Genomic DNA, 23,656 nt, shown 5'->3' with positions numbered 1-23,656 from the left:
TCAGATCCCCAACTGCTGACGCTGGCGCTTCAAGTGCTCCGGCATCTCTTTGTAGACGTCTTCGAACATGGTCGCGGCGCTTGGAATCTGGCCGCCGGCGAGGGTGCCGTACTGTTCGGCCTGTTTCTGTGCGGCGATCACTTCGGCTTCGAGCTCGGCGCTGACGGCGGCGTGCTCTTCTTCAGACCAGTGGCCGACCTTGATCAGGTGCTGTTTCAGGCGGGCAATCGGGTCGCCCAGCGGGAAGTGGCTCCAGTCGTCGGCAGGACGGTATTTGGACGGATCGTCGGAGGTCGAGTGCGGGCCGGCGCGGTAGGTGACCCATTCGATCATGGTCGGGCCGAGGCCGCGGCGGGCGCGTTCGGCAGCCCAGGCGGAGGCGGCGTAGACCGCGTAGAAATCGTTGCCGTCAACGCGCAGGGAAGCGATACCGCAGCCGACGCCGCGTCCGGCGAACGTGGTGGCTTCACCACCGGCGATGGCCTGGAAGGTCGAGATCGCCCACTGGTTGTTGACCACGTTGAGGATCACCGGCGCACGGTAAACGTGGGCGAAGGTGAGGGCGGTGTGGAAGTCCGATTCGGCGGTGGCGCCGTCACCGATCCAGGCCGAGGCGATTTTGGTGTCGCCCTTGATCGCCGAGGCCATGCCCCAGCCCACGCCCTGAATGAACTGGGTGGCGAGGTTGCCGGAAATGGTGAAGAAACCGGCGTCCTTGACCGAGTACATGATCGGCAGCTGGCGGCCCTTGAGCGGATCGCGCTCGTTGGACAGCAGCTGGCAGATCAGGTCGACCAGCGGTACGTCGCGAGCCATCAGAATGCTTTGCTGGCGGTAGGTCGGGAAGCACATGTCGTCGATGTTCAAGGCCAGGGCCTGGGCGCTGCCGATGGCTTCTTCGCCAAGGCTCTGCATGTAGAACGACATTTTTTTCTGACGCTGGGCGACCACCATGCGGTTGTCGTAGATCCGGGTCTTGAGCATGGCACGCATGCCTTTGCGCAGGATCTCGACCGGCACGTTTTCGGCCCATGGGCCGAGAGCGTTGCCCTGGTCGTCGAGCACGCGGATCAGGCCACGGGCCAGGTCGGCGGTGTCGGCGGGTTCTACGTCGATGGAAGGTTTGCGCACCGTGCCGGCATCGGTCAGATGCAGGTAGGAGAAATCGGTTTTGCAGCCTGGGCGGCCCGAGGGTTCAGGGACGTGCAGACGCAGCGGTTCATACGCTTGGGTCATGGCTTCTACGCTCGATCTTGTGAATTTCTTGTAGTGAGCTGGCAGTCATTCTTCGATAAAAGAAATCTTGTCCTACAACAATCATAGGCCCGGGCAAGAAGAATATTTCTCTCTGTTTCGTTGCGCTGGAGATCATTTGCAGATAGAAATTCTGCATAAACATAAAAAACAGGTGGTTTTGTCTCATGCGCAAACTGGACCGTACCGACATCGGCATTCTCAACAGCCTTCAGGAGAACGCGCGCATCACCAACGCCGACCTGGCCCGTTCGGTCAATCTGTCGCCGACGCCGTGCTTCAACCGGGTGAAGGCGATGGAAGAACTGGGTCTGATCCGCGAGCAGGTGACATTGCTCGACGCCGACCTGCTGGGGTTGCACGTCAACGTGTTCATCCACGTCAGTCTCGAGAAGCAGGTAGAGGAAGCGCTGCAGCATTTCGAGGAGGCCATTTCCGACCGCCCCGAAGTCATGGAGTGCTACCTGATGGCCGGCGACCCGGACTATCTGATCCGGGTGCTGGTGCCGACCATTCAAGCGCTTGAGCGGTTCATGATGGACTTTTTGACCAAGGTGCCGGGCGTGGCCAACATCCGGTCAAGCTTTGCGCTCAAGCAGGTTCGCTACAAGACGGCGTTGCCATTGCCGGCCAACGGTTTGACGTTGGGCACTTAACGAGTAGGTGACTCACCAGTATTCATACCGATAACCCAGTTCTGTCGTGTAAAGCGTTTGCTGAACCGTAAAACTCTGGCTCCAGGGAGCAAGTTCGTTTTCCGGGTGAAAGACCAGTGTCGAATTGATCAGATCGTCCTGCGGGAAGGAGGGAACGTTCGGATGTTGATGTCTCCAGCGCTCCCAAAGCAGATCCAGATAGCAATGGTGCAGGAAGAATATCGGGTCGTTCGGGGAAACTGCCTCTTGCATATTGCCCCCTATCCAGGCGTGTACGGGATTGTGCAGTTCGCGCTCCGAAGTGTTTTCCCAGCCACCCGGTTCCAACCAGTAGGGCGTTATGTTCAGAACCGAAATGACTGCTTCCTCCGACGGCAACCTGCCATCTGCCCCGAGATTGCGGCGCAAACCGGCGCTCCCGACGCCCTCGTCCCATACCGAGACGATGAATGACGACTGGTTATTGGAAAAAGGCCCGGTCGTTACCAACTGGTTCTGGGTGTTGTCACCATTGCCACCCATGAAATTCGAAGTGAACGGGTTGTCGGCGCCGCCGATTTGCCAGTTCCAATAGGGCAGCGTTATGCGGGGGTCGTCGACAGCGGCCTGCAGCGCCAGTTCGAACTGGCGGATCAGGATCCGATGCCACGGATAGAACAAGGGACTTTGATGCGGGTTGGGAACGAGCGGATTGCCGCGTCCCATCGAATTCTTGTGTATCTGTACGAAGTCGTCGTAACGGCTTTGCTGACCGGGACGCAGCACGCTGTTGATGTTGTTTTTCAGCGTCAGGACCGCGTTGATGAAGGCGGCCTTTTCTTCCCGGGACAGATCCCGGTGGTTGCGGCGAATATCCATATTGCCAAATCTCCATGGGTTGAACGCCCATGAAGTCTGCCTGTCTGCCGAGATTACGCCCAGTTCATGGGATCCGACGTGACAGGTACGAATCCCCTTGTTTCGGGTTCCTTCAATGATTTTTTCTTACACGGCGTTGACAGGAATCTTCAGGTAGACAACGCCATTGCCTTCCGCTGGCGGTAAATTCCCCGCCCGCACATTGACCTGAATCGCCGGCAACAACAGCGTCGGCATGCCCAGCCCAGCATCACGTTTGGTGCGCATCTCGACAAACGCGGCTTCATTGATGCCGTCATGCACATGGATATTGCTTTTGCGCTGTTCGCCGACGGTGGTCTGGCACTGCGAGTCGCGACCTTGCGGCGGGTAGTCGTGGCAGACGTAGAGCTTCACGCTGGCGGGGAAGGCCAGCAGCTTGTGAATCGAATTGAACAGTTGATGCGCGTTGCCGCCTGGAAAGTCGCAACGGGCAGTGCCGACGTCGGGCATGAACAGCGTGTCGCCGACCAGAATCTGTTCGCCGTCGATCAAATAGGCCATGTCCGCCGGGGTGTGACCGGGGACGTGCAGGGCGGTGGCCTTGAGATTGCCGATCCGGAACGACTCGTTCGGCGCGAACAGGTGATCGAACTGCGAGCCGTCGACACGAAATTCCGGCTCCAGGTTGAACAGCGCCTTGAACACGTTCTGCACTTTGCTGATCGACTCGCCAATCGCGATTTTCCCGCCCAGCTCCCGGCGCAAATAGGGCGCGGCGGACAAGTGATCGGCATGGGCGTGAGTTTCCAGCAGCCATTGCACTTGCAGATTGTGGGCGCGAACGAAGGCGATGATCTTATCCGCCTGAGCCGTGCAGGTTCGGCCGGCGGCGCCGTCGTAATCGAGCACCGGATCGACGATCGCGCACTGCCCGCCGTCGGCCTCGTAGACCACGTAGCTGTAGGTCGAAGAGGCGGGGTCGAGGAAAGCTTCAATCAGCGCGGGCATGGACACGGTCCTGTGCAGGAAGGTGAAAAGTCAGGTTGCAACACTTTATGTAAACACATAATGTCCGCAGCTTAAGTGACGTTGAAGGCATCCTGCAAATGCAATCCAGTCTGACCGAATGTGAAGTCGCCCAACTGCGCGCCTCGGCTTCCAAGGCCTGTTCGCTGCTCAAGGCATTGGCCAACGAAGATCGGTTGTTGATCCTGTGCCAGTTGACTCAGGGCGAGCGCAACGTCGGCGAACTGGAGAAAATGACCGGGGTGCGTCAGCCGACCCTGTCCCAGCAACTGGGCATCCTGCGCGATGAAGGGCTGGTCGCGACCCGTCGTGAAGGCAAGTACATTTTTTACGGTCTCGCCAGTCACGAAGTGATCCAGGTGATGAAAACCCTTTCCGGACTCTACTGCGGAGCCGTGCTCAAAAGCTGGGCGCAATAGACCCGGCTATCCTTGCGTGCAGCCATAAGGAACAAACAATGAACGATCAACACTGGGGCCCATCCATCAGTGCGGACATCGTGGTCATCGGCGGCGGCACTGCCGGCATCGGTTTTGTCGCGAGCCTGCTCAAACGCGATCCCGGCCTGAAAATCACGGTGATCGAGCCGAGCACCCTGCATTACTACCAGCCGGCCTGGACGCTGGTCGGCGGTGGCGCTTATGACGCCAAAGACACCGCCCGACCGATGAACAAGGTGATGCCGCGTCAGGCCACCTGGATTCAGGCGGCAGTGACCGGCATCGACCCGGACCAGCGCCGCCTAACCCTCAACGATCAACGCACCGTCACCTATCAGAACCTGATCGTCTGCCCCGGCCTGCGCCTGGCGTGGGAGAAGATCGAAGGCTTGCAGGAAAGCCTCGGCCAGCACGGCGTCACCTCCAACTACAGCTATCAGCACGCGCAATACACCTGGGATCAGGTGCAGAAACTGCGCGGCGGCAAAGCCCTGTTCACCCAGCCGCCGATCCCGATCAAATGCGCCGGCGCGCCGCAAAAGGCGCTGTACCTGTCCTGCGATCACTGGCTCAAACGCAACGTGCTGAGCAAGGTCGACGTCGAGTTCAATCTGGCCGGCGCCGCGCTGTTCGGCGTCTCGACCTTCGTGCCGCCGCTGATGAAGTACATCGAGAAATACAATGCGCGGCTGGCGTTCAATTCCAATCTGGTGAAGGTCGACGGCCCGGCGAAAACCGCCTGGTTCGACGTCAAGGACGCGGACGGCAATGTCACCCGTCAGGCCAAGACTTTCGATTTGCTGCACGTCGTGCCGCCGCAGGTTTCGCCGGATTTCATCGCACAAAGTCCGCTGGCCGACGCCGCCGGCTGGTGCGAGGTCAACCCGCACACGCTGCAACACCCGCGTTATCCGGAAGTGTTTGCCCTGGGCGATATCTGCGGCACCACCAATGCGAAGACCGCCGCGGCAGTGCGCAAGCAGGTCGTGGTGGTGGCGGAAAACCTGCTGGCCCTGCGCAAGGAACTGGCGTTGCCGCTGAAGTACGACGGCTACGGTTCCTGCCCGCTGACGGTGGAGAAGGGCAAGGTGATCCTCGCCGAGTTCGGCTATGGCGGAAAACTGCTGCCGACCTTTCCCCTCGACCCGACCGTGCCGCGCCGCTCCGCGTGGTGGCTGAAGGCTACGCTGCTGCCGTGGTTCTACTGGAACGGCATGCTCAAGGGCCGCGAATGGCTGACCAGTCTGTCCAAAGTCGACTGAGTAAACTTTATGTTGCTGGCAAGTCTGTTTGGCGTGCTGATGGGATTGATCCTCGGTCTGACCGGGGCTGGCGGCGGCATTCTCGCGGTGCCGGCGCTGGTGCTCGGGCTGGGCTGGACGATGACGCAAGCAGCGCCGGTGGCGTTGTTTGCTGTCGGCAGCGCAGCGGCGGTCGGGGCCATCGATGGTTTGCGCCATGGTCTGGTGCGTTATCGCGCGGCGCTGCTGATTGCGGCGCTCGGCGCGGTGTTTTCGCCGGTGGGCATCTACTTCGCTCATCAGTTGCCGGAAAAGGTTCTGATGATCCTGTTCAGCCTGCTGATGGTCATGGTGGCGTGGCGCATGCTGCGCCGCGAACGCCAACAGGAGGGGCCGAGCGACCATGGCCACGCCAGTTGGGGCCAGAAGAACTGCATGCTCAATGAACAGACGGGTCGTTTTGACTGGACCGCCAAATGCACCGCGACCCTCGCGGCACTGGGCGCGGTCACCGGCGTGGTGTCCGGGTTGCTGGGGGTGGGTGGCGGGTTTCTGATCGTGCCGGCGTTCAAGCAACTGACCGATGTGCAGATGCGCGGCATCGTCGCCACATCCTTGATGGTCATCAGCCTGATTTCCGCCATCGGCGTGATCGGTGCGTTTCATGCCGGGGTGCGGATCGACCCTCTGGGCGCGTCGTTCATCGTGGCCAGCATCGTCGGCATGATCATCGGCCGCAAACTCTGCGCGCGAGTACCGGCGAGGACGTTGCAGGTGGGGTTTGCCAGCGTATGTCTGGTGGTCGCCGCTTACATGTTGCTGCGGGCGTGAGACAAAACCTGTGGCGAGGGACCAGGCGCCCTCGCCACAGCGTCAGTGTTACAACACCAGGTGCGGTAACCACAGCGACAGCGCCGGAACGTAGGTCACCAGCATCAGCACCAGGAACAGCACGGCGTAGAACGGCAGCAGCGCCTTCACCGTGCTTTCGATACTGACCTTGCCCACCGCCGAACCCACGAACAGCACGGCTCCCACGGGCGGCGTTATCAGGCCGATACCGAGGTTGACCAGCATGATCATGCCGAACTGCACCGGGTCGACGCCGATACCGAGAATCACCGGCATCAGGATCGGCGTGAGGATCAGGATCAGCGGTGCCATGTCCATCACGGTGCCGAGCAACAGCAGCATGACGTTGATGCACATCAGGATCACGTAGCGGTTGTCGGACAGGGTCAGGAACAGCGTGGTGATCTTCGCCGGGATCTGCATCAGGGTCATGATGTAGCCGAAACTGGCGGCGAAACCGATCAGAATCATCACGATGGAAATGGTGCGTACCGTGCGGTGCATCAGTTTCGGCAGTTCACTCCATTTGTAGTCGCGGTAGATGAACATGGTGACGAAGAACGACCACAGCACGGCGATGGCCGCCGACTCGGTGGCCGTGAAGATCCCCGACAGAATCCCGCCGAGAATGATCACCATCGCCATCAGGCCCCACAACGCTTCGCCGCAGATCTTCAGGGCTTCGCGCAGTGGGATCACTTCGCCTTTGGGGTAGTCGCGTTTGCGCGCAAAAATCAGGCACAACACCATCAGGCACGCGCTCATCAGCAGGCCCGGCACCACGCCGGCCATGAACAGCGAAGCAATGGAAACAGTGCCGCCGGCGGCCAGCGAGTAGAGCACCGAGTTGTGACTGGGCGGGGTCAGCAGGGCCTGTACCGAACCGCTGACGGTGACCGCCGTAGAGAATTCCCGAGGGTAGCCTTTGCGCTCCATTTCCGGGATCAGCACCGAGCCCACCGACGCTGTGTCGGCCACCGACGAGCCGGAAATTGCGCCGAAAAAGGTCGAGGCCATGATGTTGACCAGCGACAGGCCGCCACGCACGAAACCCACCAAAACCCCGGCGAACGCCACCAGCCGCCGAGACATGCCGCCCTCGGCCATGATCGCTCCGGCGAGCACGAAGAACGGAATCGCCAGCAGCGAGAATTTGTTCACACCGCCCGCCACCTGAATCATCAAGGCCTGGAACGGGATGTCGATCCACCATGCGCCGATCAGCGCCGACAGCCCGAGTGCATAGGCAACCGGCATGCCGATCAGGATCAGTGCGATAAAACTGCCCAGCAGAATCAATGCGTCCATCAGGCAGCCCCTTCGTTTTCTTCAACCAGGTCGAATCGCACCACACGGCGGTTGCTTTGATCGCCAAGCAACAGTTTTTCCAGTACGAAAATCAGCGTCAGCGCACCGCCAATGGGGATCGGCATGTAGGTGATGCCGACGCGCAATGTCGGCAGGGCGCTCATGAACTGGTTCCAGGTCGACAGGCACAGCTTCGTGCCCCAGATCGTCATGAACAGGCAGATGGTGCCCATGAGCACTTGCGAAACGATGCTCATGGTTCGGCGCATATTCGGTTGCAGGCGATCGGTGACCATCGCCACCGCCATGTGCGCGCCGGCACGATAGCTGGCGGCAGCACCGATGAAGGTGAAGACCATCATCAGCAGGATGGCGGTGGGCTCCGGCCAGCTCGAGCCGGTGCCGAGGACGTAACGGGCGAACACGCCCCAGGGAATGATCAGGGAAATGGTCAGCACCGACAGACCGGCGACCCAGATGCAGGCCATGTAGATCCGGTCATTGATGCGCAGCAGCAAATTCTTCATCGGGTTCCACCGTAACCGGGCACGCGCGGACATCAGGCGACGTCAGCGCTGCCGGGCCTTTTGCTGAGGGCTGGGAGGTTTACTGAACGGCTTCGATGCGCTTGATCAGGTCGGCGTAGGGTGCGCCGTATTTCTCGCGGATCGAGGCGGTGGCCTCGTAGAAGGGTTTCTTGTCGACGGTGATGAACTCGACGCCGGCCGCCTTGAGTTTTTCCTCACTGCTGACGGACTTGGCATCCCACAGCGTGCGCTCCTGAGCCTGCGCAGCCTTGGCGGCTTTCTTCACCAGCGTCTGCTGATCGGGGCTGAGTTTTTCCCAGGTGATTTTCGACATCACGATGGGCTCGGGCAGGATCAGGTGCCCGGTCAGGCTGTAGAACTTGGCGTTCTGGTAGTGGTTGTGTTCGAGCAGGGTGGGTGGATTGTTTTCCGCGCCGTCGATGACGCCGGTCTGCAGCGCACTGAAGATTTCGCCAGTGTCCATGGCGATCCCGTTACCGCCCATGGCGTTGATGGTTTCGATGAACATCGGGTTGCCCTGCACGCGGATTTTCATGCCCTTGAGGTCTTCGAGGCTGCGCACCGGTTTCTTGGTGTAGATGTTGCGCGTGCCGCCGTCCATCCACGCCAGGGCAACGAGGTTGAATTCCGATTGAGTGATCTTGTCGAGGATCTCGTCGCCGATTTCACCGTCGATGATCTTGCGCATGTGCGCCTGGTCACGGAACACGAACGGCATGTTGAACACGTTCACGTCTGGCACCACCGGGCCGACGATGCCGAGGCTGACTCGGGCCATCTGGATGGCGCCGACCTGGGCCTGTTCGACCACTTCCTTTTCCGAGCCGAGCACGCCGCCGGGGAACATCTTGAAGGTCAGCTTGCCGTCGCTTTCGGCGACCAGGGTCTTGCCCAATTGTTCTTCGGCGACCACGGTCGGATAACCGGCGGGGTGGATATCGGCGAATTTGATTTCCAGCGCCTGTGCGGCACTGCCGAAGGTGAGCGCGAGGGGGAGGGCGGCGGCGAGCAACGTGCGTTTGAAGTCCATGAGGGGTTCTCCAGTCTTGTTGTTTTTGTGTTCAAGGCACAGCGATGCAGCGGGGGCGGTTACAGCAGGTCATCGAAAACTGGCTCCGGCAGGCCTTTGACGCCGGGGTTGAGGGCGAACACCCCGCCGGCCAGGGAGTGCGGATCCTGGTCGTCGCCGGGGCGGATCGAGGTCACGAACAAGGTGTCCATCCGGCTGCCGCCAAAGGCGCACATGGTGGGTTTTTTCACCGGGACCTTTAGCGAGCGGTCGAGGCGACCTTCGGGGGTGAACCGGTGGATCAGGCCGACGTCGTTGGCGCAGATCCAGTAGCAGCCGTCGGCATCCACGGCAGCGCCGTCGGGGCGGCCGTAATAATGATTCATGTCCACGAACACCCGTCGATTGGAGGGGGTGCCGCTGGCAATGTCGTAATCGAAGGCCCAGATCAGTTGCACATTCGGGTGCGAGTCCGACAGGTACATCGTCTTGCCGTCCGGGCTGAAACCCAGGCCATTGGGCACGATGAAACCGTCGAGTTGTGCCTCGATCGGACCCGTCTGCCCGGCAGCGTAGCGATAGAGCCGGCCCTCGGGCAGATTCAGGCCCATGTTCAGCACCATGCTGCCGGCCCAGAACCGGCCCTGGCGGTCGCAGCGACCGTCGTTCAGGCGCATGTCCTGACGGCTGTGTTCGACGCTCGCCAGTTGCTCGCTGTCGAGGCTGCCATCGCTGTGCGGTTGCAAGTGAAAGAACCCGCTCTCCATGCCGGCAACCCAGCCGCCCCTGCTGTGTCGTGCGATGCAGGCGAGCATTTCGGGAGCCTTCCAGGCGTGGACGTGGCCCGTGTCGGCGCTCCAGCGTTGCAGGCCACCGTTGGGGATATCGACCCAGTAGAGCGCATTTTCCTGCGGCACCCACACCGGGCTTTCACCCACCGCGTTGCGGGCGTCGACGATCATTTCGGCTTGCATACTCATTCCCTTGGTTTTTATTGGAGACGTGAATCGCGCGGGTCAGTCGTCAAACGGGCCGGCCGCAACGAAGGCGCCGCCCTGATAGATCCGCGCCGGGTCATCGCTGGCGGGCATCGGCTGCGCCTCGACTTTTTCGCGAAACACTTCGGACGTGTCTTTGGCCGCGAAACCGAGGTGGCTGGCGAAGCGGTTGTCCCACCACACGTCCTTGTTGTCGGACATGCCATAGACCACGGTGTGGCCGACGTTGGGGGTGTACAGCGAACGTTCGAGCAATTGGGTGAGGTCGTCGAAGCTCAGCCAGGTGTGCATCATTCGGCGGTTCTGCGGTTCGGGAAACGACGAGCCGATGCGGATGCTGACGGTTTCGATGCCATAGCGATCGAAGTAGAAACTGGCCATGTCTTCGCCGTAGGACTTGGACAGGCCGTAGTAGCCGTCAGGGCGGCGAGCAGAGCTGGCGTCGAGGTGCTCATCCTGTTTGTAGAAGCCGATGACATGGTTGGAGCTGGCGAAGATCACCCGTTTGACGCCGTGGCGGCGTGCCGCTTCATAGAGGTGGAACACACCGCAGATATTGGCACCGAGGATTTCTTCGAAGGGGCGCTCCACTGAAACGCCACCGAAATGCAGGATCGCATCCACGCCTTCGACCAGTTGATGCACGGCGGTTTTGTCGGCGAGGTCGCAGAGCACGACTTCTTCCCGGTCATCGATGGCCGGGGCGAGGGCGGCGATGTCCGACAGACGGAGCACGTTGGCATACGGGCGCAGACGTTCGCGCAAGACTTTGCCCAGGCCACCGGCGGCGCCGGTCAGCAGCAGGCGATTGAACGGAGTTGGGGCGGTGGAGGTGGGCGTCATGGCAATCCCTTACACGTTGTTATTAGGTTTGTTGTAGGTTGTCGTATGACTGCGCTGAAGTATCGGTAGGGTTTCCGGAACTTGTCAACGCGACTTTTGGTGTAAATGACGGAAGGCGGATGCACCCTCCGTTCACGTCATGCCAGGGTTTACAGCAACGAAATCGGGTAACTGATGAAGATCCGGTTCTCATCGAATTCATTGGTGCTGAAGTCGCGGCGAATCGTTGCGTTGCGCCATTTGACGTTGAGATTCTTCAGCGGACCGCTCTGAACGGTGTAGGCCAGTTCCGATTCGCGACCCCATTCCTTGCCATCGGTGATGGTGCCGGTGTGTACGTTGTCGCCGCTGATGTAGCGGTTCATCATCGTCAGCCCGGGGACGCCGAGGACTACGAAGTTGTAGTCGTGGCGAATCTGCCAGGAGCGCTCCTTCGCGTTGTCGTAGCTGGCGTTGTAGCTGTCGTTGGCCAGGGTGCCGCCGCTGGTGCCGTTGACGCGCATCCAGGCATCGTCGCCAGTGAGTTTTTGCAGGCCGATGTAGAACGTGTTGCCGCCGTACCTGGCCGAGAGCATGGCGAACGCGGTTTTGTTGTCGAGGTCGCCGGCCTGAGCGCTGCCGTCTTCCTTGCCGGTGAAGAAGCCGAGGTTGGCGCCCAACGTCCAGTCGCCCAGTGGCTGGCTGTGGCTGAGGTTGAAATACTGCTGCTGGTAGATGTCGCTGAGTTCGGCGTACCACACACCGACAAGCGTGCGTTTGTCGTTGAAGGTGTATTCGCCGCCGCCGAAGTTGAAGCGGTCGGAGGTGAATGCGCCTCGGCCGTTCATCGACATGTCTTCCATGCTCGCGTCGTTGCGCGGACTGTTGCCACGGAACTGGCCGCCGTAAAGGGTCAAGCCATTGATTTCGGTAGACGTGACCTGGCCACCGCGAAAGGTCTGCGGCAGGGAGCGGCCATCGTCCGAGCGCAGGATGGGCAACACCGGCATCCATTCACCGACCTTCAATTCGGTCTTCGACACCTTGGCCTTGAGCGCCACGCCCAGACGCCCGAAATTGTCCGCCGGGCGCCCGTCATCGTGGATCGGCAATAACTGCGTACCGCCGGTACCTTTGCCGCCATCGAGCTTCTGCGAGTACAGCCCCAGTACGTCCAGGCCGAAGCCGACAGTGCCTTGGGTGAAACCGGATTTGGCGTCGAGAATGAAGTTTTGCGTCCACTCTTCAGCCTTGCCCTGCGGATAGTTCGGGTTGACGAAGTTGCGATTGAAGTAGGCGTTGCGCAGGTTCAGGGTGGCTTTGCTGTCTTCGATAAAGCCTTCGGCATCGGCGCTCATCGGCAAGACGAGGGCGAGACTGCTGCAGCCGATCAGGCTCAGGGTGGAACGCGGGCGGGGGACAGAAAAACGGGACGTGCGGACGGAATTGCAGACGAGTGTGCTCACTGTGACGCTCCCTGTTTCGTTTGTTGTTTTTATTATTTGTTATACGTCGTCGTACAACATGGTTGCGGATATTTGCGAGGTTTTCCGGAAATGTCAACAGGGCGTTGTACGATGACTTTGAGAGAGCGGACAGCCCTCCAAACGCTGTGAAGAGGGCTGCTTTCGGTCGCTTTTACTGGTTGTAGAGCGCTTCAGTGTTATCGATCAGTGGGTCTTTCTCGGTCAGCACGATTTGCGCGATCTGATCCTTGCGCATGAATTTCACTTTCGAATGGGACTGGGCGTAACGGATAAAACGCTCCATGGCTTCGACCATCGCCGGGGTGCCGCCAATACGGTCGTGCAGACTCACCGACATCATCCGCCGCTTGCTCGCGCCTTCGGCGTAGAGGCGATCGAATTCCAGCACCAGTTGCTGGTAGAACTGCTCGGCGGAGAAATGCCGGCCCTCGATCAGCACGATGTCGTTGTTGCGCAGGGTGTACGGCACCACGGCGAATTTTCGCCCGCGAACCATGGTCACGAAGGGCTCGTCGCGGCTGACGTCGTCGATGTGGTAGGTGAAGTTCAGATCCTGCAGCACCTTCAGCGTATTGGGACTGCGGCGCAGCCAGTTGGCGTTGTAGCCGACCGAGCGCTGGCCGGTGATTTTCTCCACCGCTGCGACGCCGTCGCCGATGAACTGCTTTTCCTGGGCGTAATTCATGTTGTACGAATCCGCCCAGCGCATGCCGTGGGCCGCCAGTTCATGACCGCGCTCGGCGATCGCCTTGGCCAGTTCCGGGTGCTTGAGCGCCGCTTCGCCGACCACATGGGAGGTGACTTTGATGCCGGTGCGATCCCACAGATCGAGCATGCGCCACAGGCCTTCCTTGTAGCCGTAATCGAACCAGGTCTGCGCCGGCAGGTCCGGATAACCTTTTGCCAGCGGTGTGCCGGAGAAGGGGCTTTCAGCGCCTTCGGGCTGGCCGCCGGCTTCGAATTGCATCGACACCGAAATCACCAGTTGCGAGCCATCCGGCCACGGGCGTTCCTGAGCAAAGGCGAGGGCGGGCAGCAACAGCGCGGCGGCCAGCAGGTTTTTCAGCAGACGCGGGGAGCGTTGCCAGCGAGGAGTGGTCATAACGGGCACCTTGCAGGTTGAGAAGTGCCGCAAGGTTGGCATTCGCCAGGCGCGGGAAAAATCCGCTGCGGGCGAGATGACCTTTAAACAAAATTTACGAATCCACTCCAGGCCCGTTTGAGCCAGCACCCACAGGGATATGGGTTTGCCTGCCGTTTTGCGGCAAACTCAAGCCATCACCGTACAAGGCCGATCAATGAACCAATACGCCCCGCGCAACTGGCAGCCGCACGAGAAGCCCAGTCTGCCCGGTTCCCCTTCGACGCCGCTGCACTCCAACCCCAAGCGCCTGGCCTACGCGCTGGTCGGGTTGCTGGTGGCGTTGACCGGCGGCTTAGGCAATTCGCTGGTGGTCGCCAACCTGCCTTACCTGCAAGGCGCGCTCGGGGCGACCACGGCGGAGATGGCCTGGCTGCCGGCGGCGTATGTGATGACCAACGTGTCGATGAACCTGCTGCTGGTGAAGTTTCGCCAGCAGTTCGGGCTGCGCGCATTCACCGAGGTGTTTCTGGTGCTGTATGCGCTGGTGACCTTCGGCCATCTGTTCGTCAATGACCTGAACTCGGCGGTTGCCGTGCGTGCGGCGCACGGCATGGTCGGGGCGGCGCTCAGTTCGCTGGGCCTGTATTACATGGTGCAGGCGTTCCCGGCCAAATGGCGGATGAAGGCGCTGGTGCTGGGCCTTGGCACTTCGCAACTGGCTTTGCCACTGGCGCGGCTGTTTTCCGAAGACCTGTTGCAGATCGCCGAATGGCGCGGCCTGTACCTGTTTGAGTTGGGCATGGCGCTGCTGTCGCTGGGCTGCGTATTGATGCTCAAACTGCCGCCGGGTGACCGGTTCAAGACCTTCGAACCGCTCGACTTCCTGACCTTCGCGATCCTCGCCAGCGGCGTCGCGCTGTTGTGCGCGGTGTTGTCCTTGGGGCGGATCGACTGGTGGCTGGAGGCCGACTGGATCGGCATCGCCCTGGCCGCGTCGATTGCCCTGATTCTCGCGGGGCTGGCCATCGAACATAACCGCAGCAACCCGATGCTGATGACCCGCTGGCTTGGCAGCGGGGTGATGATCCGTCTGGCGCTGGCGGTGATCCTGATTCGCATGGTCACCTCGGAGCAATCCACCGGCGCCGTGGGCTTCATGCAAAACCTGAACATGAGCAGCCAGCAGCTTCATAGCCTGTATGTGGTGATGCTGATCGGCAGTGTCGCCGGGCTGCTGACCAGTGCGCTGACCATCGACCCGAAACACCTGCTGATGCCGCTGATCGTCTCGCTGGCGTTGATGGCCACCGGCTCGATCATGGACAGCTCATCGAACAACCTGACCCGCCCCGGTAACCTGTATTTCAGCCAGTTTCTGCTGGCGTTCGGCAGTACCTTTTTCCTCGGCCCGACCATGGTGCTGGGCACGCGCAACGTGCTGACCAACCCGCGCAACCTCGTGAGCTTTTCGGTGTTGTTCGGGATCTGCAATAACCTCGGCGGCCTGATCGGCGCGGCGTTGCTGGGGACGTTCCAGATCGTGCGCGAAAAATTTCATTCCAGCCACATCGTCGAGCAACTGGTGATGTCTGATCCGCGTGTCGCCGCCCGGGTGCAGAGCGGCGGGTCGGCGGTCGGCTCGCTGATTGCCGACCCGAGCCTGCGCAATCTGGCGGGCATTCGCAGCCTGGCGAACGCCGCCACCCGCGAGGCCAACGTGCTGGCCTATAACGATGTGTTCATGCTGATCGCGGTGATCGCGATCCTGACCATGATCTGGATTTCCATCCGTGCGCTGTGGCTGATCAGCACCACCCGAGCCGTCGCCCCGACACCTTCCGTACCTTCCAGCGGTGCCACTTCTTCATGACCGAACCGACCACTACGACCACCAATGCCATCGCCGCCACCCCTGAAGGCGTGGCGCCGCCGTCATCACCGAACACCGAGCCGCGCTCGTTACGGGTGCGGATCATCTCGTCGCTGGGCTTTGCCGCGATTGCCATCGTCGGCGTGTTGATCGTGCTCTATGCCTGGCAGTTGCCGCCGTTCAGCAGCGCGGTCGAGACCACTGAAAATGCCCTGGTGCGCGGGCAGGTGACGATCATCGGCCCGCAACTCAGTGGGTATGTGTTTGAAGTACCGGTGCAGGACTTCCAGTTTGTGAAGGAAGGGGAATTGCTGGTGCGTCTCGATGACCGCATCTATCAGCAACGCCTCGATCAGTCGCTGGCACAACTGGCGGTGCAGAAGGCCTCGCTGGCCAACGTGGTGCAGCAGCGCAACAGCGCCGAAGCGACGATCAAATTACGTCAGGCGGTGGTGGCCGACAGCGAAGCGCAGTTGCGCAAAAGCGAGGCTGACTTGCGACGCAACAAGGCGCTGGTCAATGACGGCTCCGTGTCCAAACGCGAGATGGACGTAGCGCTGGCTGCCAACGCGCAAAGCATTGCGGCGGTGGCGCAGGCCAAGGCCAATCTGGAAATCGCCCGGCAGGATCTGCAAACGGTGATCGTCAATCGCGGTTCGCTGGAGGCGGCGGTGGCCAGTGCCGAGGCGGCGGTGCAGCTGGCGCGGATCGACTTGTCCAACACCCGGATCATCGCCCCGCGTGACGGTCAGCTCGGGCAGATCGGCGTGCGTCTCGGTGCCTACGTCAATTCCGGGGCGCAGTTGATGGCGCTGGTGCCGAATCAGAAATGGGTGATCGCCAACCTCAAGGAAACCCAGATGGACAATGTGCGCGTCGGGCAACCGGCGAGCTTCACGGTCGATGGGTTGAACCACCGCAAATTCACCGGCCACGTGCAGCACATCTCGCCGGGCACCGGTTCCGAATTCGCGTTGTTGCAGGCCGACAACGCCACCGGCAACTTCGTGAAAATCGCCCAGCGGGTGCCGGTGCGCATCACCATCGATCCGGATCAGCAGGAGAGCGAGCGCCTGCGGCCGGGGATGTCGGTGGTGGTCAGCATTGATACGGCGGCGGGCGACACCCAGAAACACTGACCTCAGGCGGCGATCATCGGTGGCAGGGTGCCGAGCACCGAAACCGCCGCCACGGCACCGATCCCCAGCAGCCATTCGAGCATGACGCTGCGCTTGAGGGTGTCGATCCGTTGTTCGCAATCGTTGATCCGCAGGCGATTGAACAGCGCCAGTGCGAGCATGCCGAACACCAGCAGCGCCTTGATCAACAGGATCAGGGCGAATCCCGAGAACAGCGGCGTCGGCCACCATTGGCCGGTGAGCACGCGCACGTTGATCAGCCCGGTGAACAGCAGACCGGCGACCAGCCCGTAACCGAGTCCGCTGAATCGCTGCAAGACTTCGTGCACGGCCTGCTCGGGTTGGCGCAGGATCATCACCAGCATCAGCAGCCCGCCAAGCCAGGCACCGACGCAAGTCAGGTGGATGACCTGATTGAGGATCAGCATCTGGCCACTGAAACCGTCGAGCATTGCCCCGTGTCCAACCGGTGCCAGCGTCATCAGCAGCAGTGCGCTCAGGCCCAGTCGCAACGGCGGGTTCGAACGCCACGGCGTAAACAGTAACGCCAGCAACAGGGCGTTTATCAGTAGATGCCAGCGCCAGACCTGACCGAAAAACGTATGACCGAAAACTAGCTCGACGGTGGCCGGATCAAACGCGGCAGCCGCCGAACCGGCCATGCTGGCGGTAATCAACAACGCCCAGGTGACGCCGCTGGCCAGGGCAATCGCCACCAGCCAGCGAGCCAGTCGCGCGAGGTGCCGATCCAGCGTCGGCGCTTCACCCTTGAGCAGCAGGGGCCGGAACAGCCAGGCCCCGAACAGCATCAACACCACGATGAAATGCAGGAACCGGCACAGCACCAGCGCTTCGCTCATGAATTACTGGCCAACCTTGAACTGATAAGCGCCTTCGCTCTTGTGCGTGTCGACCGACACCGCGTGCCATTCGACCTTGTATTCGCCAGCGGTCAGCGGTGCTTCGGGGGTGACGATCAGGGTTTTCTTGTCGCCTTCGGTGGTCAGCGGTTTGACCGCCACCGGCTTGCCGTCGTGGGTCACGGTGACTTTGGTGAAGCTGGCTTCGACGCCTTCGGAAAACACCAGGCGCAGTTCTGCCGGCGCGGTGACGGTGCTGTCGGCAGGCGGGGTCTGGGTTTTCAGATGGGCGTGGGCGAAAGCCTGGGACGTGACGATCAGCGAGGCCAGCAGCGCGCCAGCGGTGAACAGGTTTTTCAGCTTCATGGGAAATCCCTTTTCAGTGAGTGACGGTCGACAGTATAGGGCGTGTCGTGCACGTTGCCTTGAGGTGAGACAAGCAGGCGGGTGGCGATCCTGAACCAGAAAAATGCCAGGGTGTGTGAAGAATCGTTCTCGACTGTCGCCCCTTGCACAGAGCGGATGCTAGTCTTCAACAACGTTGTCTTCAGGGAGCCCTCATGGGCAATCACAAGATCGAAATCCGCCGCACCAACGTCGACAAGATCCTGCTGGCGGCGGAAAAAGTCTTCGCCGAAAAAGGCTTCGGCGGCACCGCCATGGCGGACATCGCTGCTGAAGTGCAGCTGCCGCGATCCAACCTGCATTACTACTTTTCGACCAAGAGCGAGCTGTACAGCGCGGTGCTGTTCGACCTGCTGGAAGTGTGGAAGCAGGACGCGCTGTGCTTCGAGATGTTCGACGATCCGCGTGTGGTGCTCAGCAGCTACATCCGCGCCAAGATGAATCACTCGCGCAGCCGGCCGTATGGCTCGAAAGTCTGGGCCAACGAAATCATCCACGGCGCGCCGACCCTCGGCGAGGCGCTGGATGTGAGCCTGTATGACTGGGCGAAGATGAAAGAAGCGAAGATCCGGCAGTGGGTGGAGGACAAGCGGATTCTGCCGGTGGAGCCTTCCAGCCTGCTGTACATGATCTGGGCGTCGACGCAGCACTATGCGGACTTTGATCATCAGGTGAATATTCTGAATGAGCACCAGCCGCTGTCGGACATGCAGTTCGAGCGGGCGGTACAGACGGTGACGAGTGTGATTTTGCGGGGGATTGGATTAGAACCCTGAGAATTGTTTTGATGGGACGATCCAGGCCCTCACCCCAGCCCTCTCCCGGAGGGAGAGGGAACTGACCGAGGTGTCATTCGCTATACATCGACCTGAATCACCGAGTCGATTATGGAATCACAGCGGCGTCCTAGCTGTTTCCAATATGGATTCACAGCCAAACTTTCACGTCGGTGTAATTCGTCAATATCCCCCAATCAGTTCCCTCTCCCTTTGGGAGAGGGTTAGGGTGAGGGGGCTTTCGGATCAAAACGCCAATCTAGACAGCAACGTGGTAGGGATTCCTCGGATCATGATTCCAGTCCAGAAACGGCTTGCCCGTCTCCATGGGCACCATCTCGATACAGTCCGCCACCGGACAGGTGATCTGACACAGATTGCACCCCACACACTCATCATCGATCACTTCATATTTATGCGTACCATCGGCCTGTTTCAGGCTGCTGATCGCCTGGTGTGACGTGTCTTCGCAGGCAATGTGGCAACGCCCGCATCCGATGCACGCCTCCTGGTCGATCTTCGCGATCACCTGATAGTTGATGTCCAGGTACTTCCAGTCCGTGGTATTACCCACCGCACGCCCGGAAAACTCGGCGATGCTGGCGTAACCCTGACTGTCCATCCACCGCGAAAGGCCGTCCTTCATCTCATCGACAATCCGGAAACCATGCAGCATCGCCGCCGTGCACACCTGCACTGCGCCGCTGCCCAAGGCAATGAACTCCGCCGCGTCGCGCCAACTGCCAATGCCGCCAATGCCGCAGATCGGCAGGCCCTGGGTCTGCGGGTCACGAGCGATTTCTGCGACCATGTTCAAGGCAATCGGCTTGACCGCCGAGCCGCAATAACCGCCGTGGGTGCTTTTGCTGCCGACGGTGGGCAGGGCGACCATGTGTTCCAGATCGACACTGGTAATCGAGTTGATGGTGTTGATCAGCGACACAGCATCGGCGCCACCCCGGTGCGCGGCGCGGGCGGCGACGCGGATGTCGGTGATGTTCGGCGTCAGCTTGACGATCACCGGCAGCGAGCAGTAGGTCTTGCACCAGCGCGTCACCTGCTCGACGTACTCCGGCACCTGACCGACCGCCGCGCCCATGCCGCGTTCGGGCATGCCGTGGGGGCAACCGAAGTTCAACTCGATGCCGTCAGCGCCGGTGGCTTCCACCAGCGGCAGAATGTGTTTCCACGACTCCTCGACGCAGGGCACCATCAGCGACACGATCAGCGCGCGATCCGGCCAGTCCTTCTTCACCTGGGTGATTTCCCGCAGGTTGATTTCCAGCGACCGGTCGGTGATCAGTTCGATGTTGTTGATGCCCAGCACTTCGCGGTTGTTGCCGTAATGCGCCGAGTAGCGCGACGAAACGTTGACCGCCGCCGGGTCTTCCCCCAGGGTTTTCCAGACCACGCCACCCCAGCCGGCCTCGAAGGCGCGCACCACGTTATAGGCCTTGTCGGTCGGTGGCGCGGAGGCCAGCCAGAACGGATTGGGGGCTTTGATACCGGCGAAGACAATCGAAAGATCGGCCATTTACGCAGCCTCCACGTTGAGCATCAGTTGAGCGTTGATCGCCTCGGCGGCGCGCTTGCCGTGTTGCACCGCTTGCACGGTCAGGTCCTGATCGAGGCTGGTGCAGTCGCCGCCCGCATATACGCCGGGGATGCTGGTGCGCAGGTTTTCATCGACCTGGATGCGTTCGCCCTGACGCTTGAGTTCGCGGGCCAGCGGGTCGGCGAGGGCACTGCCGTCGAAGGCCTGGCCGATGGCTTTGAAGATCGCATCGGCGGCCAACTCGAAAGTCTCGCCAGTGGTTTGCAGACGACCGTCCACCAGATGGGTACGGGCGAAGCGCATGCCGCGTACTTTGCCTTGAGCGTCGAGCAGCACTTCGTCCGGTTGTGCCCAGGTCAGCAGCCGCACCTGATTGGCCTTGGCGATGTCCTGTTCATGGCCGGTGGCGCCCATGTCCGCCGCGCCACGGCGATAGACCAGATTGACGTCGCGCGCACCGAGGCGGGCCATTTGCACGGCCATGTCGATGGCGGTGTTGCCGGCGCCGAGGACGATGCAATGTTCGGCCAGCGGCAATTGCGACAGGTCATCGGCCTGGCGCAGTTCGCGGATGTAGTCGGTGGCGGCGAGCAGGCCGGGGGCGTCTTCGTGGGCCAGGCCGAGTTGCTTGCTGGCGTTCAGGCCGAGGCCGAGGAACACCGCGTCGAACTGTTGGTGCAGTTCGCTGAGGGTCAGATTCTCACCGAGTTTCTGGCCGTGACGGATTTCGATGCCACCGATCTGCAGGAGGAAATCCAGTTCCTTCTGTGCGTAGTCGTCGACCAGTTTGTACTTGGCGATCCCGTATTCGTTGAGCCCGCCAGCCTTCTCCCGCGCTTCGAAAATCACCACGTCATGGCCGTGCATGGCACTGCGATGGGCGCAGGACAAACCCGCCGGGCCGGCACCGACCACGGCGATGCGTTTGCCGGTGGCGGCGGCGCGCTGGAACGGGTGCTCGGTGAAGTGCGCGTTGTCCACGGCGTAGCGTTGCAGCAGGCCGATCAGCACCGGCGCGCATTCGTGGGCGTTGTTGCGCACGCAGGCTTGCTGGCAGAGGATTTCGGTCGGACAGACCCGCGCGCAGCTACCGCCGAGGATATTCGCCGAAAGGATTTTCTGCGCCGCGCCGGGCACGTTGTCCTGGTGGATGTTGCGGATGAACGACGGAATGTCGATCTCGCTCGGGCACGCATTCACGCACGGCGCGTCGTAGCAATACAGGCAGCGCGAGGCTTCCAGATGTGCCTGACGGTCGTTGAGCGGCGGCGCCAGATCGGTGAAATGGCCGGCGAGGGCGGCCGCACTTTCGTGCGGGTGCGGGAGATGGTTCAGGGTCTCGATCACGGTTTTTTGCCTCACGGTTAATTGAGGTTTTCTGCCTCTGTCGGGCAGTGGTTTTTTGTGTTGCCTGAACTGGCCTCATCGCTGGCAAGCCAGCTCCCACAGGGATCTATGGCGCTCATAAAAAAACTGTGGGAGCGGGCTTGCCAGCGATGAGGCCGAAGGCCGCTTTCAGCGTTTCACAGCAGTAGGCTTATGTTGCTCAGCCCGCTTGCTCAGCAAATCAAACACCGCCGGATACGCCGGCCGTTCGATATACCGGCCCGCCCCACGCTCGGCGCGCAGGTCACCGTCGGCCCAGACCACCCGACCCTGGCTGACGGTATGGCTCGGCACACCGGTCACGGTCTTGCCTTCGAAGATGTTGAAGTCCACCTGCTGATGGTGGGTCTTGGCGGAGATGGTGCGAGTACCTTGCGGGTCCCACAGCACCAGGTCGGCATCGGCGCCGACGCGGATCGCGCCTTTTCGCGGGTAGAGGTTGAAGATTTTCGCGGTGTTGGTTGAGGTGAGGGCGACGAAGTCCTGCATCGACAACCGTCCCGAGTTCACCCCTTCATCCCACAACACCGCCATGCGGTCTTCGATGCCGGCGGTGCCGTTGGGGATCTTGCTGAAATCGTCACGGCCGGCGGCTTTCTGCTCGGCGCAGAAGCAGCAATGGTCGGTGGCGGTGGTGTGCAGATTGCCGCTTTGCAAACCATGCCACAGCGCCTCCTGATGCCCGCGCGGGCGAAACGGCGGGCTCATCACGTAGCCGGCGGCGGTCTGCCAGTCCGGGTGCTGATAGACACTGTCGTCCAGCAGCAGATGCCCGGCCAGCACTTCGCCGTAGACCGGTTGGCCCTTGCTGCGGGCATAGGTGATTTCGTCGAGGGCTTCCTTGGTCGAGACATGTACCAGGTACAGCGGCGTGCCGATGGTTTCAGCGATACGGATCGCCCGGCTCGCCGCTTCACCTTCAACCTGAGACGGCCGCGACAGCGGATGCGCTTCCGGCCCGGTGATGCCCTGGGCCATCAACTTGCGTTGCAGGTGATAGACCAGCTCGCCGTTTTCCGCGTGCACGGTCGGCACGGCGCCGAGTTCCAGGCAGCGCTCGAAGCTCGCCACCAGTGTGTCGTCGGCGGCCATGATCGCGTTTTTGTAGGCCATGAAATGCTTGAAGCTGTTGATCCCGTGATAGCTGACCAGCTCGGCCATTTCCTCGCGCACCTGTTCACTCCACCAGGTGATCGCGACGTGGAAACCGTAATCCGACGCGGACTTTTCCGCCCAGCCACGCCACTGGTGAAAGGCTTCAAGCAGCGATTGCTGCGGGTTGGGAATCACGAAATCGATGATCGAGGTGGTGCCACCGGCCAGGCCAGCAGCGGTGCCGCTGTAGAAGTCTTCGCTGGCCACGGTGCCCATGAACGGGAGTTGCATGTGGGTGTGCGGATCGATGCCGCCGGGCATCAGGAATTGACCGCTGCCGTCGAGCACTTCGGCGCCGGCGGGAACATCCAGGTTTTCACCAATGGCTTTGATCACGCCGTCAGCGCAATAGATATCGGCGCGGTAACTTTCATCATGGGTAACAACGGTGGCGCCACGGATCAACAGAGACATTCCGAGTTCCTCGCAGGCATGACCGACTGGTGCCGGTTCTAGTGTTTTATTGTTTGCAGCGCCAAATGCGTAATCTTGTCAGCGCTGTCAGGAATAGACGCTAGTCGCAGTTCTGCAATTGATCAAGATTATTTTTTATAAGCTTATGACTGTTTTAAGTGGCTGATAAATAAAGATAAAAATACAAAATCACCAAAATGGTGAGGCGCTTCACCATTTTGACGCACTTGACAGGTTGGAAATATGAGCAAGATTTCCTATGTGAAATCAGCCGCTTGAAGTTGAGCTGCGGGTGATGCGTTCTGAAGAAAAATAATGCAGTGCACCAGATTGAGTCCTGACAGTTCGGACAACTTGCCTGGCATTTAGCCTGAGTGTTCAGTCAAGTTTTCGCGGCCTCACCAGGTGATTAATTAAAACTGATAAACATCAGTAAGTTGCAGGAAATAGAAAGCACGGCCCGATGCGAAAGCGGGGCACCCGGCACGTTTATTGATGCCGCCGCTGACACCATGGCCGGTGCATGAAAGT

Annotated in this window: 22 protein-coding genes; 7 read left to right on the top strand and 15 right to left on the bottom strand. The window is 60.8% G+C overall.

The window, feature by feature from the left end; genetic code table 11:
• Entirely contained in the window at positions 1 to 1,236 is a 1,236-nt protein-coding gene (locus KJY40_RS18095; RefSeq protein WP_007965287.1) for a 3-methyl-2-oxobutanoate dehydrogenase (2-methylpropanoyl-transferring) subunit alpha, read from the bottom strand.
• Between the two features lie 185 nt (positions 1,237 to 1,421).
• Between KJY40_RS18095 and bkdR the strand changes: the two genes are divergently transcribed.
• A complete protein-coding gene (gene bkdR / locus KJY40_RS18090) occupies positions 1,422 to 1,910 on the top strand; it encodes a Bkd operon transcriptional regulator BkdR (protein ID WP_007965286.1) in 489 nt (162 codons plus the stop codon).
• Positions 1,911 to 1,922: 12 nt separating this feature from the next.
• On the opposite strand, the gene KJY40_RS18085 is transcribed toward bkdR, so the two are convergent.
• Together KJY40_RS18085 and KJY40_RS18080 are read right to left on the bottom strand one after the other, a co-directional pair.
• Entirely contained in the window at positions 1,923 to 2,768 is an 846-nt protein-coding gene (locus tag KJY40_RS18085) for a tyrosinase family protein (RefSeq protein ID WP_230731557.1), read from the bottom strand.
• Between the two features lie 126 nt (positions 2,769 to 2,894).
• A complete protein-coding gene (locus tag KJY40_RS18080) occupies positions 2,895 to 3,758 on the bottom strand; it encodes an MBL fold metallo-hydrolase (RefSeq protein WP_230731549.1) in 864 nt (287 codons plus the stop codon).
• 98 nt (positions 3,759 to 3,856) lie between these two features.
• Here KJY40_RS18080 and KJY40_RS18075 point away from each other — a divergent pair, with 98 nt between their 5' ends.
• From KJY40_RS18075 to KJY40_RS18065, 3 genes are read left to right on the top strand one after another with little or no spacing between them, the layout of a single operon-like run.
• Positions 3,857 to 4,195: an ArsR/SmtB family transcription factor gene (locus KJY40_RS18075; protein WP_007952897.1), complete on the top strand. Its 339-nt coding sequence runs from the start codon at positions 3,857 to 3,859 to the stop codon at positions 4,193 to 4,195.
• A gap of 38 nt (positions 4,196 to 4,233) precedes the next feature.
• Positions 4,234 to 5,478, top strand: coding sequence for an NAD(P)/FAD-dependent oxidoreductase (locus KJY40_RS18070; RefSeq protein WP_230731547.1), 1,245 nt, complete (start codon positions 4,234 to 4,236; stop codon positions 5,476 to 5,478).
• Positions 5,479 to 5,487: 9 nt separating this feature from the next.
• Entirely contained in the window at positions 5,488 to 6,288 is an 801-nt protein-coding gene (locus KJY40_RS18065; RefSeq protein WP_230731546.1) for a sulfite exporter TauE/SafE family protein, read from the top strand.
• 48 nt (positions 6,289 to 6,336) lie between these two features.
• Here the strand turns inward: KJY40_RS18065 and KJY40_RS18060 are convergent, their stop codons facing one another.
• From KJY40_RS18060 to KJY40_RS18030, 7 genes are all read right to left on the bottom strand, one after another.
• Entirely contained in the window at positions 6,337 to 7,617 is a 1,281-nt protein-coding gene (locus KJY40_RS18060; RefSeq protein WP_011334824.1) for a TRAP transporter large permease, read from the bottom strand.
• Complete coding sequence (locus KJY40_RS18055) at positions 7,617 to 8,144, bottom strand: TRAP transporter small permease (RefSeq protein WP_039767235.1); 528 nt, start codon at positions 8,142 to 8,144, stop codon at positions 7,617 to 7,619. Before KJY40_RS18055 ends, KJY40_RS18060 begins: the two co-directional genes overlap by 1 nt.
• Positions 8,145 to 8,223: 79 nt before the next feature.
• Positions 8,224 to 9,195 (bottom strand): TRAP transporter substrate-binding protein, encoded by a 972-nt coding sequence (locus KJY40_RS18050; RefSeq protein WP_115078384.1) that lies wholly within the window; start codon positions 9,193 to 9,195, stop codon positions 8,224 to 8,226.
• A gap of 59 nt (positions 9,196 to 9,254) precedes the next feature.
• Positions 9,255 to 10,148, bottom strand: a complete 894-nt coding sequence (locus KJY40_RS18045) for an SMP-30/gluconolactonase/LRE family protein (protein WP_230731545.1) — start codon at positions 10,146 to 10,148, stop codon at positions 9,255 to 9,257.
• Between the two features lie 42 nt (positions 10,149 to 10,190).
• Positions 10,191 to 11,015 (bottom strand): NAD-dependent epimerase/dehydratase family protein, encoded by an 825-nt coding sequence (locus KJY40_RS18040; RefSeq protein WP_115078382.1) that lies wholly within the window; start codon positions 11,013 to 11,015, stop codon positions 10,191 to 10,193.
• A 149-nt stretch (positions 11,016 to 11,164) separates the two neighbouring features.
• Complete coding sequence (locus KJY40_RS18035) at positions 11,165 to 12,460, bottom strand: OprD family porin (RefSeq protein ID WP_115078381.1); 1,296 nt, start codon at positions 12,458 to 12,460, stop codon at positions 11,165 to 11,167.
• Between the two features lie 172 nt (positions 12,461 to 12,632).
• Positions 12,633 to 13,583: a polysaccharide deacetylase family protein gene (locus tag KJY40_RS18030; protein ID WP_230731543.1), complete on the bottom strand. Its 951-nt coding sequence runs from the start codon at positions 13,581 to 13,583 to the stop codon at positions 12,633 to 12,635.
• A 196-nt stretch (positions 13,584 to 13,779) separates the two neighbouring features.
• Here KJY40_RS18030 and KJY40_RS18025 point away from each other — a divergent pair, with 196 nt between their 5' ends.
• Together KJY40_RS18025 and KJY40_RS18020 are read left to right on the top strand one after the other, a co-directional pair.
• Positions 13,780 to 15,435, top strand: a complete 1,656-nt coding sequence (locus KJY40_RS18025; protein WP_230731541.1) for an MFS transporter — start codon at positions 13,780 to 13,782, stop codon at positions 15,433 to 15,435.
• On the top strand, positions 15,432 to 16,574 hold the full coding sequence (locus KJY40_RS18020) for an HlyD family secretion protein (protein ID WP_230731538.1): 1,143 nt from the start codon (positions 15,432 to 15,434) through the stop codon (positions 16,572 to 16,574). The genes KJY40_RS18025 and KJY40_RS18020 overlap by 4 nt, the downstream gene beginning before the upstream one ends.
• Before the next feature lie 2 nt (positions 16,575 to 16,576).
• Here KJY40_RS18020 and copD read toward each other — a convergent pair whose 3' ends face one another.
• Positions 16,577 to 17,434: a copper homeostasis membrane protein CopD gene (gene copD, locus KJY40_RS18015; protein WP_230731537.1), complete on the bottom strand. Its 858-nt coding sequence runs from the start codon at positions 17,432 to 17,434 to the stop codon at positions 16,577 to 16,579.
• Positions 17,435 to 17,437: 3 nt separating this feature from the next.
• On the bottom strand, positions 17,438 to 17,800 hold the full coding sequence (copC, locus tag KJY40_RS18010) for a copper homeostasis periplasmic binding protein CopC (protein WP_230731535.1): 363 nt from the start codon (positions 17,798 to 17,800) through the stop codon (positions 17,438 to 17,440).
• Between the two features lie 194 nt (positions 17,801 to 17,994).
• On the opposite strand from copC, the gene KJY40_RS18005 reads away from it, so the two are divergent.
• Complete coding sequence (locus KJY40_RS18005) at positions 17,995 to 18,615, top strand: TetR/AcrR family transcriptional regulator (protein ID WP_007952885.1); 621 nt, start codon at positions 17,995 to 17,997, stop codon at positions 18,613 to 18,615.
• Between the two features lie 259 nt (positions 18,616 to 18,874).
• Here KJY40_RS18005 and preA read toward each other — a convergent pair whose 3' ends face one another.
• The 3 genes from preA to hydA form a co-directional block, all read right to left on the bottom strand.
• Positions 18,875 to 20,149, bottom strand: coding sequence for an NAD-dependent dihydropyrimidine dehydrogenase subunit PreA (preA, locus tag KJY40_RS18000; RefSeq protein ID WP_230731533.1), 1,275 nt, complete (start codon positions 20,147 to 20,149; stop codon positions 18,875 to 18,877).
• On the bottom strand, positions 20,150 to 21,517 hold the full coding sequence (locus tag KJY40_RS17995) for an NAD(P)-dependent oxidoreductase (protein ID WP_134023198.1): 1,368 nt from the start codon (positions 21,515 to 21,517) through the stop codon (positions 20,150 to 20,152).
• A gap of 168 nt (positions 21,518 to 21,685) precedes the next feature.
• A complete protein-coding gene (hydA, locus tag KJY40_RS17990; RefSeq protein WP_230731531.1) occupies positions 21,686 to 23,125 on the bottom strand; it encodes a dihydropyrimidinase in 1,440 nt (479 codons plus the stop codon).
• Positions 23,126 to 23,656 lie beyond the last annotated feature (531 nt).

Origin of the sequence: Pseudomonas fitomaticsae, assembly GCF_021018765.1 — a bacterium.
Lineage (GTDB): Bacteria > Pseudomonadota > Gammaproteobacteria > Pseudomonadales > Pseudomonadaceae > Aquipseudomonas > Aquipseudomonas fitomaticsae.
This window is presented reverse-complemented; position numbering and strand designations above follow the sequence as displayed.

Excerpts from the sequence above, each read along its gene's own strand:
- KJY40_RS18095 (WP_007965287.1), bottom strand. The coding sequence starts at position 1,236 with ATGACCCAAGCGTATGAACCGCTGCGTCTGCACGTCCCTGAACCCTCG.
- bkdR (WP_007965286.1), top strand. The coding sequence starts at position 1,422 with ATGCGCAAACTGGACCGTACCGACATCGGCATTCTCAACAGCCTTCAG.
- KJY40_RS18085 (WP_230731557.1), bottom strand. The coding sequence starts at position 2,768 with ATGGATATTCGCCGCAACCACCGGGATCTGTCCCGGGAAGAAAAGGCC.
- KJY40_RS18080 (WP_230731549.1), bottom strand. The coding sequence starts at position 3,758 with ATGCCCGCGCTGATTGAAGCTTTCCTCGACCCCGCCTCTTCGACCTAC.
- KJY40_RS18075 (WP_007952897.1), top strand. The coding sequence starts at position 3,857 with ATGCAATCCAGTCTGACCGAATGTGAAGTCGCCCAACTGCGCGCCTCG.
- KJY40_RS18070 (WP_230731547.1), top strand. The coding sequence starts at position 4,234 with ATGAACGATCAACACTGGGGCCCATCCATCAGTGCGGACATCGTGGTC.
- KJY40_RS18065 (WP_230731546.1), top strand. The coding sequence starts at position 5,488 with ATGTTGCTGGCAAGTCTGTTTGGCGTGCTGATGGGATTGATCCTCGGT.
- KJY40_RS18060 (WP_011334824.1), bottom strand. The coding sequence starts at position 7,617 with ATGGACGCATTGATTCTGCTGGGCAGTTTTATCGCACTGATCCTGATC.
- KJY40_RS18055 (WP_039767235.1), bottom strand. The coding sequence starts at position 8,144 with ATGAAGAATTTGCTGCTGCGCATCAATGACCGGATCTACATGGCCTGC.
- KJY40_RS18050 (WP_115078384.1), bottom strand. The coding sequence starts at position 9,195 with ATGGACTTCAAACGCACGTTGCTCGCCGCCGCCCTCCCCCTCGCGCTC.
- KJY40_RS18045 (WP_230731545.1), bottom strand. The coding sequence starts at position 10,148 with ATGCAAGCCGAAATGATCGTCGACGCCCGCAACGCGGTGGGTGAAAGC.
- KJY40_RS18040 (WP_115078382.1), bottom strand. The coding sequence starts at position 11,015 with ATGACGCCCACCTCCACCGCCCCAACTCCGTTCAATCGCCTGCTGCTG.
- KJY40_RS18030 (WP_230731543.1), bottom strand. The coding sequence starts at position 13,583 with ATGACCACTCCTCGCTGGCAACGCTCCCCGCGTCTGCTGAAAAACCTG.
- KJY40_RS18025 (WP_230731541.1), top strand. The coding sequence starts at position 13,780 with ATGAACCAATACGCCCCGCGCAACTGGCAGCCGCACGAGAAGCCCAGT.
- KJY40_RS18020 (WP_230731538.1), top strand. The coding sequence starts at position 15,432 with ATGACCGAACCGACCACTACGACCACCAATGCCATCGCCGCCACCCCT.
- copD (WP_230731537.1), bottom strand. The coding sequence starts at position 17,434 with ATGAGCGAAGCGCTGGTGCTGTGCCGGTTCCTGCATTTCATCGTGGTG.
- copC (WP_230731535.1), bottom strand. The coding sequence starts at position 17,800 with ATGAAGCTGAAAAACCTGTTCACCGCTGGCGCGCTGCTGGCCTCGCTG.
- KJY40_RS18005 (WP_007952885.1), top strand. The coding sequence starts at position 17,995 with ATGGGCAATCACAAGATCGAAATCCGCCGCACCAACGTCGACAAGATC.
- preA (WP_230731533.1), bottom strand. The coding sequence starts at position 20,149 with ATGGCCGATCTTTCGATTGTCTTCGCCGGTATCAAAGCCCCCAATCCG.
- hydA (WP_230731531.1), bottom strand. The coding sequence starts at position 23,125 with ATGTCTCTGTTGATCCGTGGCGCCACCGTTGTTACCCATGATGAAAGT.